This window comes from Actinacidiphila sp. DG2A-62 (assembly GCF_035825295.1).
Taxonomy (GTDB): domain Bacteria; phylum Actinomycetota; class Actinomycetes; order Streptomycetales; family Streptomycetaceae; genus Actinacidiphila.
Genome location: NZ_JAYMGI010000002.1, coordinates 689,519 through 704,199, shown reverse-complemented (window position 1 = coordinate 704,199; position 14,681 = coordinate 689,519). Strand labels below are relative to the sequence as shown.

Below are 14,681 nucleotides of genomic sequence, written 5' to 3'. Positions count from 1 at the left end.
TAACCCGGCCGTTATGGCGCTCTGAGATTTTTCTGAGATACGTCTGGCAGGCTGTGGTCAGCTGCATCGGGATTTGCAACCGTGCTTTTCGAGGAGACTGGTGTGACGGCTCCTACCGAACGGGTACACATCGCCATCGCCTTTCACGGCGGACGCGGCCACACCGTCAGACTGGCGGAAGCCGTACGGGCCGGGGCGGCCCGGGAACGGCACACCGAGGTCCTCGACGTCCCGGTCGACCGCATCACGCCGGCGCTCTGGCACCGGCTGGACGACGCCGACGCCATCGTCTTCGGCGCGCCGACCTACATGGGCACGGCCTCCGCGCCGTTCCACGCCTTCGCCGAGGCCAGCGGCAGACGGTGGTTCACCCGCAGATGGCAGGACAAGCTCGCGGCCGGGTTCACCAACTCCGGGTCGATGGCCGGAGACAAGTCCGGCACCCTGGATTACTTCTCGGCGTTCGCCGCGCAGCACGGCATGACGTGGATCAATCTCGGCCTGGCGGCCGGCTGGAACTCCGCGGGCGGCAGCGAATTCGACATGAATCGCCTCGGCTTCTACCGCGGCGCCGCGGCGCAGACGAACGTGGACGAGAGAACGGGCGCGGTGCACAAGTCCGACCTCGCGACCGCGGAACACCTCGGGCGCCGCGTCGCGGAACTCGCCCGGGTCTTCGTCGCCGGCAGGCACGCGCTGGACCGCTGACCGCGGTTCCCGCCGCCACCGGCCGGGCGGCACGCCGCCGCACCGGCCGTCCGCACGCCATGCACGTCGACCGCCGCACGGACGGGCTCGCCCGTCCGCCCGCGGCGCCGCGCTCGTCATCGGGTACTTCCGGCCGCGAGAGGACGCTGGGGCACAACATGGACATGGGACTGCGCCATCTGCGGATCGTGCTCACGGTGGCCGAGTCGGGCAGCATCAGCCGCGCGGCCGCCGCGCTGCAGATCGCGCAGCCCGGACTGACCGCGCAACTGCGGCGGATCGAGCAGGAGTTCGGCGGGCCGCTGTTCCGGCGGCGGCCGGACGGCGTGGTCCCGACCGAGCTGGGCGTCCATGTCCTGGGCAGGGCCAGGGAACTGCTCGACGGCTTCGGCGAGCTGCTGTCCACGTCGCGGGCGCTGGCCCGGTCGGCGGAGCCCGCGCAGGCGGTGGCGCTCGGCGGGGTGGACGGCTCCTGGGTGCCGGTGATCGCGGCGATGGTGCGGGACCTGCTGCCGCAGCACGAGCAGGTGACGTACCTGGAGCCCTCCTCCCAGGCGGTCCTGGACCTGCTGCGGGCCGGACGGATCGCGCTCGCGGTGGTCAGCGAGTTCCCCGACGTCACGCCGCCGAAGGTCCGCGGGCTCGCGGTGCGCGACCTCGGCACGGAGCCGGTGCTCATCGGCATGGCCCCCGGGCACCGGCTGGCCCGCCGGCCGCGGATCTGCCTGGAGGACCTGGCCGAGGAGACCTGGGTCGCGCCGGGCGAGCGCTCCGACGGCCTCGGCCTGAGCCTGCGGATCGCCTGCGAACGGGCCGGGTTCACCCCACGCTTCCGCTACTTCGGCGCGGACCCGGCGACCGCGGCGGCGATCGTCGGCGCGGGGAGCGCGGTCGGCGCCTTCACCGGGCCGGGCGCGTACCGCCCGGGGCTGCTGCTGAAGCAGGTGGTCGACGGCCGGCTCCGGCACCGTACGTCGCTGGCCTGGGCCCCGGGCTCGCCCCTGGCCGCGCTCGCGGAGAGCCTCGACGAGCAGGCGCTGGCCCGCTACCCGCGCACCCCGCCGGCCTTGCGGCCCGAGGCGTCCGGCCGGTGGGCGCGGGAGCGGCGTGAACGGCCGCCGGCGCACGGCGTTCGGTGGCGCAGGGGCGTGCGGCGGCGGAGGGGCGGCGGCGGAGGCGGCGTGCGGGGGAGGAGGCGGCGTGCGGCAGCGTGCGCGCGGGTGGTCGGCGGACGGCGCGGCGTTCGGCAGCACGGGCGCGCGGGCGGCTCAGCGGCGGAAGGCGCCGGGCCTGCGCTCGTCCGCGGCGCCGGAAGCGCCCGCGGGCGCCCCGGGGCGTCGGCGCGGGACCGCGTCGGCGGACGACCGGGCCGCCGGCAGTTCCACCGTGAACAGCGCGCCCTCGCCCAGCTTCCCCTCTGCGGTGATGCGGCCCCGATGCGCCTCGACCACCTCGCGGGCCAGCGCCAGGCCGAGCCCGAAGCGGCGTCCGCCGTCCTGCCCGCCGGACGCGCGGGCGAACCGCTCGAAGATGCGCTCGGCCTCCCGCGGATCGAACCCCGTGCCGTCGTCGCGCACGGTCAGCCGCACGGTGTCCGCGCCGAGGGCGTCCAGCGTCACCGTGACCTCGCCGCCCGCCGGGGTGTGCGCCAGCGCGTTGTCCAGCAGCCCGGCGATCACCCGGCGCAGCGCCGAGGCGGTGCCGGCGACCACGTGCCGCCCCGGGCCGCTGCGCAGCCGCACCGACACCCCCGCCGCCTGCGCCCGCGCGTCCTCCGCCGCCACCGCCTCCCGCGCGAGGCCGTCGAGATCGACCAGGGCGCGGGGGCCGGACGGCGAGGAGGACAGCTGCGCCGACAGCAGCAGGTCGTCGATGACCTCGCCGAGCTGCCGGGTCCCCGCCACCAGCCGGCGCAGGTCCGCCGACAGCGCCCCGGGCCCGGCCGCGTCGGAGCGCCGGGCCAGCAGCTGGGCGCGGGTGTGCAGTTGGGTCAGCGGCGTGCGCAGCTCGTGGCTGGCGTCGGCGACGAACCGCCGCTGCCGCTCCAGCGCCTCCGCCAGCGGGGTCATCGCCCGCCGCGCCAGCATCCCGCTGGCCAGGGCGACCAGCAGCAGCCCGACGCCCTCGGCCGCCGCGAAGGCCGTCAGCAGGTGGTCGCGGTCGGCGCGCTGGAACCGCTCGCCGTACGCCGCCTGCACGACCTGCGAACCCCGCCGCGCGGTGCGCACCGTGTACGGCTCGCCGTCCCTGGTCACCCGCTGGAGGATCGGGGCCGCTCCGGCGCGGACCGCGTCCATGCTGGAGCGGACAGGGAGGCCGCGGGGCGTGCCCGGGGTCCGGGTCACCACCCCATTCTCCTCGATGATCATGAACACGCACACCGGCGGGCTCTCCACGGTGTTGTGCTCGACACCCCACTGCGTGTCCCGCTCGGCGTCCGCGCGCTGGGCGAACAGCATCACGCAGTAGACGATGACGCCGATCAGCAGGATGATCACCGACATCACCGCGGAGATCCGCAGCGTGATCGACCACTGGGCGCGCGACAGGCCGCGCCGCGCCGGGGCGGGCCGGCCGGACCTGCGGGCGGCGAGCGCCGCGGGCCTCACGCCGTCCCCATCTGGTAGCCGCGGCCGTGCACCGTGCGGACCACGTCCCGGCCGAGCTTGCGGCGCAGGTAGTAGACGTAGGTGTCGACGATGGACTCGGCGGAGGTGTCGGGGAAGACGCGCGCCCGCAGCTCGGCGCGCTCGTGCACGCTCCGCGGCTCCTCCGCCAGCACCCGCAGCAGCGCGGACTCCCGTAAGGACAGCTCGATCCGCCGCCCGTCGGCCAGCACGACCTCCCGCAGCGCCACGTCCAGCTGCGCGGCCCCCAGCGGGAGCAGCTCGGCGTCCGACAGGTCGCGCCGGTGCAACGCCCGTACCCTGGCCAGGAGTTCGTCGGCCTCGAACGGCTTGACCAGGTAGTCGTCCGCGCCCGCGTCGAGCCCCTCGACCCGCTCGTCCAGCTGGCCCAGCGCGGAGAGCACCAGCACGCGGGTGGCCACGCCGGCCCGGCGCAGCCGCCGTACCAGGCTCAGTCCGTCGATGCCCGGCAGCATCCGGTCGATGACCATCACCTGATGCTGCCGGCTGCAGGCCCAGGTGCAGGCCGCGGTGGCCGTCGTGCGCCACGTCGACCAGGTAGTCCTCCGCGGTGAAGAGCTCCACCAGCATGTCCGCGGTCTCCCGGTCGTCCTCGACCAGCATCAGCCGGTTCGCCGTCGAACGCTTCGTGTCGGCTCGAAGGATCACCCGCTCACCCTCCCAGCGCGCCGCTGGCGCCGCGTCGGCAACCGCGAAAGTCGGCCACCGGCGGGCCGGCCCCGGCCGTTTCTCCCGTTCCGCCACGCGGCCGGTCGTCCTCGTCGTCCGTCACCGGGCCGGGGGCGCGGCCGTGGTGGCCCGCGCGGTGAAGCGGACCGGAAGCACCGTGGCCTCGGGGGGCTCGTCGCCCTGCAGTTTGGACATCAGCAGCTCCACCGCCCTGCGGCCCACCTCGGCCGACGGGATGGACACCGAGGTGATGGGGACCGGGGCGTGCTCGGCGATCTCGTCGGGGCAGATCGCCGTGACCGACACGTCCCGCGGGATCCGCAGTCCCTGGGACATCAGTGCTTCGATGAGCGGCTGGACGATCGGCTCGTTGTGCACCACGATGCCGGTGAGGTCGGGCTGCTCGCGCAGCAGACGCTCGGCCAGGGCCCGGACCGCGGTCGGGGTGTCCGCGCACGGCAGCACCGTGGCGCGCAGGCCGTTGCGCTCGGCTGCGGCGCCGACTCCGGCCGCCACCCGCTGGGCGAAGCCCGTGCCGCGTGCGTAGACCTCCGGCGGCGAGCCGACCAGCGCCACACTGCGGTGCCCCAGCGCCGCGAGGTGGTCGACACAGGTCTCGCCCGCCTGCTGGAAGTCGAGGTCGATACAGGTCAGACCGGTCGGGTCGGCGGGGAACCCGATCAGCACCGAGGGCCGGTCCAGCGTCCGCAGCTGCGGGAGCCGGCGGTCGTGCAGCTCCACGTCCATGATGACGAAGGCGTCCGCCATGGCGCTCCTCGCCACTCTGACGATCCCCTCCTCACCCTCGCTCTGGGTGAGGAGGAGCACGTCGTAGTCGTACTCCCTGGCGGCGGTGACCACGGAGGTGGCGAACTGCATCACCACCGGCACATGGATGCCCTTGCGCAGCGGAAGCACCAGGGCGATCACCTGGGACCGCCGGCTGGCCAGGGACCGGGCGCCGGCGTGCGGCCGGTAGCCGAGTTCGAGGATGCTGCGCTCGATACGCAGCCGTGTCTCCTCGGAGATCGGGCGTTTGCCGCTGAGCGCGTAACTGACGGTGCTCGGCGACACCCCGGCGTGTCTGGCGACGTCACTGATCTTGACCATGAGCTCCCTCGGTCGACGGCCCGCTGATACGACCTTCCGTCAGAAGCCGGACAGATCCAGGGTGAGGCTACCGGTGCCCGCCGCGGCCCGGGCCGAGGGCCCGCCCACCACCTCGACGCCCCAGGGGAACGTGGTGTCGCTGCTCTCCGCGCGCAGCGTCGTGCCGTCGCGGACGACGGTGATCACCGTCCCCGCCGAACCGTCGTGGCGCGGGACGCGCACGGTGGTGCGCGAGCCGTCCGCCGGCTGGAACACCCGGACGGTCACGTCGTCCGCCCAGGCCACGTCGGGGCGGTCCGCCCGGGCGCCGACCGGAATCGCGGCTCCCGGGCGCGCCAGCAGCGGGATGCTGAGGTAGTCGTGCGTCTCGCGCACCCACCGCGGACCCGTGACGCGTTCCCCGGTGGAGAAATGGGTCCAGGTGCCCTCGGGCACGTAGTACGAGACCTCGCCGGTGGGCGAGAACACCGGCGCGACCAGCAGGTCGCCGCCCAGCATGTACTGCCGTTCGAGATGGGCGCAGCCCGGGTCGTCGGGAAACTCCAGCACCATGGCCCGCATCATCGCGACGCCCTCGGTGTGCGCCTGGTACGCCGCCTGGTACAGGTACGGCATGAGGCTGAGTTTGAGGCGGGTGAAGGTGCGCAGGACGTCCACCGCCTCCTCGTCGAACAGCCACGGGACCCGGTAGGACGACGATCCGTGCAGGCGGCTGTGCGAGGAGAGCATGCCGAACGCCGTCCAGCGCTTGAACAGGTCCGCGTCGGGCAGTCCTTCGAATCCGCCGATGTCGTGGCTCCAGAAGCCGAAGCCGGACAGGCCGAGGGACAGACCGCCGCGCAGCGACTCGGCCATGGACTCCCAGGTCGATTCGCAGTCCCCGCCCCAGTGCACGGGGAACTGCTGGCCGCCGGCGGTCGCCGAGCGGGCGAACACCACCGCGTCGCCCTCGCCGCGGTGCGTGCGCAGCACGTCGAAGACGGTCTTGTTGTAGAGGAACGAGTAGTAGTTGTGCATCCGCTCCGGGTCGGAGCCGTCGAAGTAGACCACGTCGGTGGGGACACGCTCGCCGAAGTCGGTCTTGAAGCAGTCGACGCCCATGTCCAGCAGCGCCGTGAGCTTGGCCGCGTACCAGGTGCGGGCGTCCGGGTTGGTGAAGTCCACCAGCGCCATGCCGGGCTGCCACAGGTCCCACTGCCACACCCCGCCGTCCGGCCGCTTGAGCAGGTACCCGGCGGCCTTCCCCTCCGCGAACAGCGGTGAGCGCTGCGCGATGTACGGGTTGATCCACACCGAGATGTTCAGCCCGCGCTCCTTGAGCCGGCGCAGCATGCCCCGCGGGTCGGGGAAGACCCGTGGGTCCCATTCGAAGTCGCACCAGTTGAACTCGCGCATCCAGAAGCAGTCGAAGTGGAACACCGACAGCGGCAGGCCCCGTTCGGCCATGCCGTCGGTGAACTCGGTGACCGTCCGCTCGTCGTAGGAGGTGGTGAAGGAGGTGGAGAGCCACAGGCCGAAGGACCAGGCGGGCGGCAGCGCCGGACGCCCGGTCAGGGCGGTGTACCTGCGCAGGATGTCCTTCGGCGTCGGGCCGTGGATCACGTAGTACTGGAGCGTGTGGCCCTCGACGCTGAACCCGACCCGGGAGACCTGTTCCGAGCCGACTTCGAAGGAGACCTTGCCGGGGTCGTCGACGAAGACGCCGTAGCCCGCGTCGGTCAGGTAGAAGGGCACGTTCTTGTAGGCCTGCTCGCTGCTGGTGCCGCCGTCGGCGTTCCAGACGTCGACGCTCTGGCCGTTCTTGACCAGCGGTCCGAAGCGCTCGCCCAGGCCGTACACCGAGGTCCCGACGTTCAGCCGGAGCTGCTCGCGGACGTAGTGGCGGCCGTCGGCCGTCTCCATGAAGGCCATGCCCTTGCCCGGACTGCTGGTCAGCGTACGGCCGCCGGCCCGGAAGTCCATGGACCACGCCCCACGCAGGCCGACGTGCAGGCTCAGCCCGCCGCTGGTGAGCACGGCCTCCTCGGCGCCGGCCTCGGCCACCGCCGCGTGCGTGCCGCCGGCCAGGGCGAAGGACGGACCGCGGTCCTCTCCGCCGGCGAAGTGGGTGACGCGCACCCCGATGACGTCCGGCATCGGCGCCGTGCAGTCGATCGTCACCAGCGGGCCCTTGAGCAGGTCTCCGCGGTGGCGGACCGGCTGGGTGGGGGCGTGGACGGTCAGTGTGCCGTCGCCCACCTCCACGTCCAGCACCTCGGCCGGATACGCCGCCGTCACCCCTTCGCGGAGCAGCCAGTATCCGTCGGTGAACTTCATCGTGGGGCCCTTTCGCGGTCGGGCGGCGGGAGAACGGGGGTGGTGCGGGCAGCACGGACGGGGAGACCGGTGGCCTCACTTGACCGCGCCCACGGCGATTCCACGGGTCAACGTGCGCTGGAAGAGCAGGAAGAAGACGACGGCGGGCAGCGCGCCGAGCAGGCCCGCGGCGTTGGTCATCGTCGCGTCCATCAGGCGCTGGCCCTGGAGCACGCCCAGCGCGAGCGACACCGTCTGGTTGTCGTTCGACGGCAGCAGCACCAGGGGCAGCAGGAACTCGTTCCAGGTCCAGATGAAGAAGAAGACCAGCAGGACGCCGAGCGTGGACCGGCTGACCGGCACCACGATCCGCCACAGCACCTGCCAGCTGTTGGCGCCGTCGATCCTGGCGGCCTCGATGATCTCCCGGGGGAAGGCGCCCAGCACCGAGGAGAGCAGATAGGTGCCGAACGCCGACTGGATCACCGTGAAGACGATCACGAGGCTGAGCCGGGTGTCGTACAGGCCTACCTGCTTGGACAGGTAGTACAGCGGATAGACCAGGGACTCCTGCGGCAGCACGTTGGCCAGCACGAAGAAGCCGAGGATCCACACGCGGCCCTTGAGCCGGCCGATGCCGATCGCGTACCCGTTGAACACCGACAGGACCACGCCCAGCACCGCCACCGAGCCGGAGATCACGGTGGAGTTGAGGAGCATCCGGCCGAAGTCGACCCGGTTCCAGAAGTCTTTCAGCCCGTCGAGGTAGATGCCGTGCGGAAGCGCCAGCGGGCCGTGGGCCGAGTAGTCGCCCGGCGACTTCAGCGCGTTGTTCAGCACGATCAGCAGGGGCAGGACCATCAGGACCGCGCCGAGGACGATCGCGGCCAGGGCGGGGAAGCGCTTGAGGGCGGTCATCGTTCGTCCTCCGCCTTCGTCTGGAAGCGCAGGCCCACCACGGCCAGCGCCAGGACGATCAGCGTCAGCACGGTCGCGATCGCGGATCCGTAACCGACCTGGGTCTTCTCGAAGAACGTGGCGAAGGAGAAGTAGGACGGCACGTCGGTGGCGCCGGCGGGTCCGCCCTTGGTCAGGACGTACACCGCGCCGAAGACCTTGAGTGCCGCGATGGTGCACCACAGCATCACCACGTAGATCTCCGGGCGCAGTTGCGGGAGCGTCACATGCCAGAACCGCTGCCACCAGGAGGTTCCGTCGAGTTCGGCGGCCTCGTGCAGGGCCGGGTCGACCCGCTGCAGTCCCGACATGAAGATCACCACGGGAAAGCCGAGCTGGACCCAGACCATCACGGCCATCACGCTGTAGAGCGCGATGCCGGGATCACCCAGCCAGTCCTGCCGGGCGGAGCCCAGGCCGACGTCCTTCAGCAGGGCGTTGAGCGAGCCGCCCTCGGGCGCCAGGATCCAGCTCCAGACGATGCCGGCCACGGTGATCGGCAGTACCTGGGGGAGGTAGAAACACGCCCGCAGCACGCTGGCGGGCTTCGACCCGTAGTGCTTGGCGACGAAGTCGAACAGCGCCGCGGCGACCACCAGCCCGATGACGGTGGGGATCACCGCCATGGCCAGGACCATGGCGAGGCTGTGCCGGAAGGACTCCCAGAACTGCGAGTCGTGGATCAGCTGCCGGTAGTTGGCGAGTCCGGCCCAGGACGGGGTGCCGACTCCCTGCCAGCGCGTGAGGCTGTACCAGACGTTCATGCCGAACGGCAGGGCGACGACGGCGAGGAACGCCACCGCGCCCGGCAGGAGGTACAGCGGGTACGTGGTGCGCGGGCCGCGCGTGCGGACCGTCATGAGGCCGGGACGCCTTCGTCGTAGGCCTTCTGGAGCTGGTCGAGGACGTCGCCGGGCTTGGCGCTGCCCGTGATCAGCTTCTGGACCGCGGAGACCATGACGTCGTAGAAGCCGGGCACCGGCCAGTCGGGGTAGAAGGCCAGGCCGTCGGAGCCGGAGACGTGGTCGAAGTTCTCGATCAGCTGCTTGGACGCCGGGTCGGTGATCGCCGAGGGATCGGCGGCCACCGGGACGCCCCCGTTGTTGCCCAGCGTGTTCTGGACCTGCTTCTTCATCGTGATGTCGATGAAGTCGTAGGCGAGTTGCTTGTTCTTGGCGTTCTTCGGCACGACCCAGAGGTTGCCGCCGGAGCCGGGCGTCAACGTCGTGCCCGGCCACAGGAACGTGCCCCAGCTGAACTTGTTCTCGGTCTTGAAGCGGCCGTACCACCAGCTGCCGGAGAAGAAGATCGGGTACTTGCCGTTGATGAACGACACGCCCGCGTCCTCGGCCTTGGCGCTGCTGGACGTCTTGGCGATGTAGCCCTTGGAGACCCAGTCCGCGAAGGTGTCGGCCGCGTAGGTCCAGGCCGGGTCGTGGAAGTCGGCCTTGCCCCTGTACAGCTGGAAGGAGTCGACCCAGGCGCGGTCGGCCCTGGTCAGGGCCAGTTGGTAGAAGTACTGCTGAGCCGGGTACTCGGCGCCGGCGTCGGCCAGCGGTGTGATGCCCTTGGCCTTGAAGGCGGCGAGCGCGGCGGTGAACTCGGCGGGTGTGGTGGGCACCTTGACGCCGTTTCGCCGGAAGAGGTCCTTGTTGTAGTACACCATCGTGTACTCGCCGAAGTTGGGGACGCCGTACCACTGGCCCGACCCCATCACGCCTTGGGCGTTGTACTTGCTGGTGGTGGTCACGCTCGGGCTGAGGAGCTTGTCCCAGCCGTACTTGGTGACCTGCGGGGTCAGGTCGGTGAGCAGCCCCTGCTTGGCGAGCAGGCCGGCGGTGGCGTTGCCCTTGTTGTACTCCATGACGTCCGGCGCGTCGTGGGAGTTGAGCACCATCGACGCGGTCTTCTGGATCTGCTCGAAGCCCTTGGCCTCGAACTCCACCTTGACGCCGGGGTGCGTCTTCTTGAACTCGGCGATCGCCTGGTTCCAGGCGACGCCCATGGCGCTGTCCGGCGCCTCGTAGTGCCACAGCTTGAGCGTCTTGCCGTCGCCCTGCGCGCCGCCCCCCGAACTCCCGCACGCCGCGAGGAGGAGGGCGCCCGTCAGGGCGAGTGCGGTCAGGGCTATGGGCCTGCGTGCCTTCGACATTGAAGGACCTCCACCTGGATCGGAAGGATGGCGGGCGACGCGTCGTCGAAGCGCTTCGACGAACGGCGTCGAAGCGTTTCGACGGCGACCGTAGGAGGGTGGCAGGTTTATGTCAATGGCGATGACGAATTCGGCCGTACGGTCCTGGGGTCGGCCCGCGTGCCGGCCGACGCGAGGGCCGTGGGCGGTCGGGGGTGCTGGCGGGATCGCGATCCACCAACTAAGGTGAGCCTTACCTAAGTCTTGGAGGCTGTGTGAGCGTCGTCAAGTCCCCCGCCCGCTGTGAGCCGTCGCCCGCCGAGCGGGTGCGCAGCATCCTCGCGGCGTCCGGCTCGCTCAGTGTGACCACCGCCGGCGCGCGCGAGGAGATCATGGCCGGCGCCGCCGCCGAGTTCGGCGACGGCATCCGGCTGCGCGTGCCCGCCGACTGCCACGTCGTCGGCGAGATGCTGTGCGCCTCGCCGACGCCGGTCCCCGCGGTGCTGGAGTGGACCGACCTCGCGCCGGTCCCGGTCCGCGACCGGGTGCGCGCCAGGGTGCGCCTCGCGGTCCGGATGACGGACCTGGAGCCCGGGCCCGGCGACACGGTGCGCCTCCACCTCGACGTGCGCCGGTCGCAGCTGACGGCCGGCGGGCGCGAGCCCGCCGAGGTCGAACGCCGGTCGCTGCTCGCCGCGCGGCCCGACCCCGTCGCGACCTGCGAGGCCAGGCTGTTGCTGCATCTGGCCGAGGGGCACCGCGCGCACGTCGAGGCGCTGGCCCGGCTGCTGGAGGACCGCCACCTGATGGGCGTCACGCGAGTGACCCCCCTGGCCCTGGACCGCTACGGGATCGTGCTGCGACTGGAGTACCACCGCCGGCAGTGCGACGTGCGCCTGCCGTTCCCCCGGCCCCTGTCGGACCCGGACGAACTCGGCCACCAGATCCACGCGTTGCTCGCCCATCCGCAGGGCCGCCCGCAGGCCCGCCCGTACGGCCACCCGCACCCCGACCGCCACGGCCGGCCCGCCTGAGAGCAGCCCGCGAGGTTTTTCCCGACATGATGTCGGGAAGGGTGGGAACGTCCACGACGCAGGAGGTCCCCTTGTCGAACCAGCCCTTCTCCGCCGAGCTGCGCGCGGCGAGCCAGGACCGGCACACCGAGGCGGAGAACTCCGCCTTCATGTCCCAGATGCTGGGCGGCCGGCTCGGCGTGGCGGCCTACGCGCGCTACACCGAGCAGTTGTGGTTCGTCTACCGCGCGCTGGAGGACGGCGCGCGGGAGCTGGCCGGCGACCCGGTCGTCGGACCCTTCCTGCGGCCGGAGCTGCTGCGCGGCGCGGCGCTCGAACGCGACCTCGCGCACCTGCTCGGCGGGGACTGGCGGGAGCGGGCCGAGCCGCTGCCGGCCACCGCGCGCTACGCCGAGCGGATCGGCATGGTCGCCGCGACCTGGCCGGCCGGCTACGTCGCCCACCACTACACCCGCTACCTCGGCGACCTGTCCGGCGGCCAGGTGATCCGCGGCGTCGCCGAGCGCACCTGGGGCTTCGACCGCAAGGGCGACGGCGTGCGGTTCTACGTCTTCGACGGCATCGACAACCCCGCGGCGTTCAAGCGCGAGTACCGGCACCTGCTGGACGCGCTCACCGTGGACGCGGAGGAGCGGCAGCGGGTGGTCGAGGAGTGCCGGCGGGCGTTCGTCTTCAACACCGAGGTCTTCGCCGGCCTGGGCGAGCTGTTCCAGCTCAGCGCCTGACCCGCGGCCCAGGCACGCGGCGTGCCCGGGGCGGCCTGCCCGCCGGGGCGGCGGCTCAGTAGTCGCCGTCGCCCGCGGGCGACCACACGCCTATCACGCCGGACATCTCCGCCAGGTGCGTGACGAGGACCGGGACGTCGCCGGTGCCCTCGATCGACACCTGCACCTGCGCCGCGCCCGCGGCGGCCGGCCGTTCCTCGCCGGCCTCCGACCACGGCGCCCGTTCGACGCGCAGCGCGACCACCCGGAGTCCCGCGCCGGTGCAGCGTTCCAGGATGCGGGCGAGCACTCCGCCGCCGACCTGGTACGCGATCTGCAGGTCGGTCTGGCCCGGCCCGGCCACCGCCGGGAACCTGCTGGTGACCAGCGGGAAGATCCGTACCACCAGGAAGTGCCCGGCGGTCGCCGCGACCGCGAGCAGCACCAGCCCGCCGCCGCAGGCCATGCCGATCGCCGCGGTCAGCCAGATCGTCGCCGCGGTGGTCAGCCCGCGCACCGCGTCGCACCGTACGAAGATCAGTCCGCCGCCGATGAAGCCGATGCCGCTGACGACCTGGGCGGCCACCCGCGACGGGTCCAGGACGACGCCCTGGTGGCCCAGGACCGTGCCGAAGCCGTGCTGCGAGACCTCCATGAACAGCGCGGCGCCGACGCCGACCAGGGTGTGCGTGCGCAGTCCCGCGCTCTTCTGCTGGACCGCGCGCTCCAGCCCGATCAGCGTCGACAGCAGCAGCGCGAGCCCGAGTTCGCCGAGCTGCCGCAGCCCCTGGCCGCCGCCCGGGTCCCAGAGCACGGAGGCGACCGGTTGCGTGGCGTGCATACGGCCACGCTACCGCGCGGGCGGACGGGGGCGGTTGCGGCGGTATGTCCGCCCGGTCCCGTTCGCCCGCGCGGGCACGTCCGGTGGGCGCGGTCGGGTTCCGGTGGGCGCGGCCACGTCACGTGTGCGCCGTCAGGTCGGATGGGCCGAGATCCAGTCCAGGACGCGGTCGTTGGTCGCCGGCGCGTTCGTCTGCAGTTCGAGCGCGTGGCCGGCGTCGGGGACCAGGGCCGTCGTCAGGTCCGCGTGGGGGAAGAAGGCGCGGCCGTACTGACCGAACGCCTGCTCCGTCGCGCACCGCGGGCCGGTCCGCGGCGGCTCGTGGAGTGCGTTGACGGTGCAGTAGTGCTCGTCGAACCGGCCGTCGAGCAGCAGCAGCGGCAGCCGGAGCGCGGCCCCCTGGGCGGTGGCGGCCCGGCCCTGCGGGCGGGTCGCCAGCTCGGTCCTGCTCAGCGTGCCCTGGTGGGTCTCGACGGCGGTGAGCGCGGCCTCGGTGGCGCCCGGCAGGTAGAGCAGGCCGTCGTCGGGGACGCCGGAGGGCACGACGGTGACGTAACCGTCGTCCAGCGACCCCCACTTGGCGGAGTCCACGTCGGCCGCGGGACGCTGGTAGAGCTTGTTGTGCTGCGGCGTCACCGCGGAGACCGCGGAGCCGTAGCCGGTGAGCACCAGCGCGGTCATGTCCTTCGGGTACCTCGCGGCGACGCCGGTCAGCACACCCGCGCCCAGGCTGTGGCCCACGCCGACGACCCGGTCCGCGCCCTGCCGGCGCAGGGCCGTCGCGACCTGGTGGACGGTTAGGACGTGCGCGGCGTACGTGACGGCGGTGCTGCGCGGCATGCTGGAGCGTCCCGTGCCGAGCCGGTCCAGCGCCAATGTGGTGTAGCCGGAGCGGACCGCGGCCCGTACCAGGCTGTAGGACGCGAACCCCGGCATGTTCCAGTAGTCCGCGTTCTCGCCGCCGCCGGCCACCAGCAGCAGGGTGGTGCCGTTGGGGTGGGCGGGCACGCAGCGGTCGCCCGTCAACTGCCCGGGCCCGGAGCCGGGGACGGTCACCCGGTAGGTCGTGGGGCGGCAGTGCGCCGCCTGGCCGCCGGCCGCGGTGGCGGCGGTGCAGGCCGTCGCCGCGGCCACGACGGCAGCGAGCAGGGCGGCCACCCTTGCGGCGTGCCGCCTCATATCCCCGCAGCCCTTCTGGGACGCCCGGCGGGGACGGCCGCGGCGGGGGCGACGGTCGCCGCGGTGAGGGCGGTGGCGTGCGCGGAGGAGGCGGTGGCGTGCGTGGTCATGCGGACTCCTGTCGGGTGGTCAGGGGTGAGCCGGGTGCGGGTCGGGGGTGCGAGCCCGCGGGCGAGCCGGTCCGGCGTGCGGGTGGACGCCGGCGCAGGCGGGGGGTGGGGGAGCGGCGGAAGGGGCCCGGACGGCGGGCGACGTGGGGGAGTGTGCACGGCGTGTTCGTGCGGGAGCGGGGGGCGCGGAGGCGTGCGGGACCGCCGCGCCGGAGTCTTGACTTCGGCGACTGATCACGCGAGATGATGAGAAGGGAGTTGTGTCGGGACTTTTGACGGTAGGAGACGGGGACCC

12 protein-coding genes and 1 pseudogene are annotated in these 14,681 nt (G+C 72.6%); 4 read left to right on the top strand and 9 right to left on the bottom strand.

Annotated features, from left to right (window positions below; genetic code table 11):
- The first annotated feature begins 102 nt into the window (after positions 1-102).
- Both VSR01_RS03485 and VSR01_RS37630 read left to right on the top strand, forming a co-directional pair.
- Entirely contained in the window at positions 103-708 is a 606-nt protein-coding gene (locus tag VSR01_RS03485; protein WP_326447811.1) for a flavodoxin family protein, read from the top strand.
- A gap of 59 nt (positions 709-767) precedes the next feature.
- Positions 768-1,673 (top strand): annotated as a pseudogene (locus tag VSR01_RS37630) (LysR family transcriptional regulator); the annotation flags it as partial.
- 303 nt (positions 1,674-1,976) lie between these two features.
- On the opposite strand, the gene VSR01_RS03475 reads toward VSR01_RS37630, so the two are convergent.
- The 7 genes from VSR01_RS03475 to VSR01_RS03445 form a co-directional block, all read right to left on the bottom strand.
- Positions 1,977-3,317 carry a sensor histidine kinase gene (locus VSR01_RS03475; protein ID WP_326447809.1) on the bottom strand — a complete coding sequence of 447 codons (1,341 nt, stop codon included), beginning with the start codon at positions 3,315-3,317 and terminating at the stop codon, positions 1,977-1,979.
- On the bottom strand, positions 3,314-3,826 hold the full coding sequence (locus VSR01_RS03470; protein WP_326447808.1) for a response regulator transcription factor: 513 nt from the start codon (positions 3,824-3,826) through the stop codon (positions 3,314-3,316). The genes VSR01_RS03475 and VSR01_RS03470 overlap by 4 nt, the downstream gene beginning before the upstream one ends.
- Before the next feature lie 298 nt (positions 3,827-4,124).
- Entirely contained in the window at positions 4,125-5,135 is a 1,011-nt protein-coding gene (locus VSR01_RS03465) for a LacI family DNA-binding transcriptional regulator (protein ID WP_326447807.1), read from the bottom strand.
- A gap of 39 nt (positions 5,136-5,174) precedes the next feature.
- Positions 5,175-7,451 (bottom strand): alpha-xylosidase, encoded by a 2,277-nt coding sequence (gene yicI / locus VSR01_RS03460; protein WP_326447806.1) that lies wholly within the window; start codon positions 7,449-7,451, stop codon positions 5,175-5,177.
- A 75-nt stretch (positions 7,452-7,526) separates the two neighbouring features.
- Positions 7,527-8,348, bottom strand: coding sequence for a carbohydrate ABC transporter permease (locus VSR01_RS03455; RefSeq protein ID WP_326447805.1), 822 nt, complete (start codon positions 8,346-8,348; stop codon positions 7,527-7,529).
- The gene (locus VSR01_RS03450; RefSeq protein ID WP_326447804.1) at positions 8,345-9,247 is read right to left on the bottom strand and encodes a carbohydrate ABC transporter permease; all 903 of its coding nucleotides are present in this window, start codon (positions 9,245-9,247) and stop codon (positions 8,345-8,347) included. The genes VSR01_RS03455 and VSR01_RS03450 overlap by 4 nt, the downstream gene beginning before the upstream one ends.
- Positions 9,244-10,539: an ABC transporter substrate-binding protein gene (locus VSR01_RS03445; RefSeq protein ID WP_326447803.1), complete on the bottom strand. Its 1,296-nt coding sequence runs from the start codon at positions 10,537-10,539 to the stop codon at positions 9,244-9,246. The genes VSR01_RS03450 and VSR01_RS03445 overlap by 4 nt, the downstream gene beginning before the upstream one ends.
- 254 nt (positions 10,540-10,793) lie before the next feature.
- On the opposite strand from VSR01_RS03445, the gene VSR01_RS03440 reads away from it, so the two are divergent.
- Both VSR01_RS03440 and VSR01_RS03435 read left to right on the top strand, forming a co-directional pair.
- Entirely contained in the window at positions 10,794-11,552 is a 759-nt protein-coding gene (locus VSR01_RS03440; protein WP_326447802.1) for a DUF2470 domain-containing protein, read from the top strand.
- A 29-nt stretch (positions 11,553-11,581) separates the two neighbouring features.
- Entirely contained in the window at positions 11,582-12,277 is a 696-nt protein-coding gene (locus VSR01_RS03435) for a heme oxygenase (biliverdin-producing) (RefSeq protein ID WP_442785638.1), read from the top strand.
- Between the two features lie 55 nt (positions 12,278-12,332).
- Here VSR01_RS03435 and VSR01_RS03430 read toward each other — a convergent pair whose 3' ends face one another.
- Both VSR01_RS03430 and VSR01_RS03425 read right to left on the bottom strand, forming a co-directional pair.
- Positions 12,333-13,097 carry an MgtC/SapB family protein gene (locus tag VSR01_RS03430; RefSeq protein ID WP_326447800.1) on the bottom strand — a complete coding sequence of 255 codons (765 nt, stop codon included), beginning with the start codon at positions 13,095-13,097 and terminating at the stop codon, positions 12,333-12,335.
- Between the two features lie 132 nt (positions 13,098-13,229).
- Complete coding sequence (locus VSR01_RS03425) at positions 13,230-14,255, bottom strand: alpha/beta hydrolase (protein ID WP_326447799.1); 1,026 nt, start codon at positions 14,253-14,255, stop codon at positions 13,230-13,232.
- Positions 14,256-14,681 lie beyond the last annotated feature (426 nt).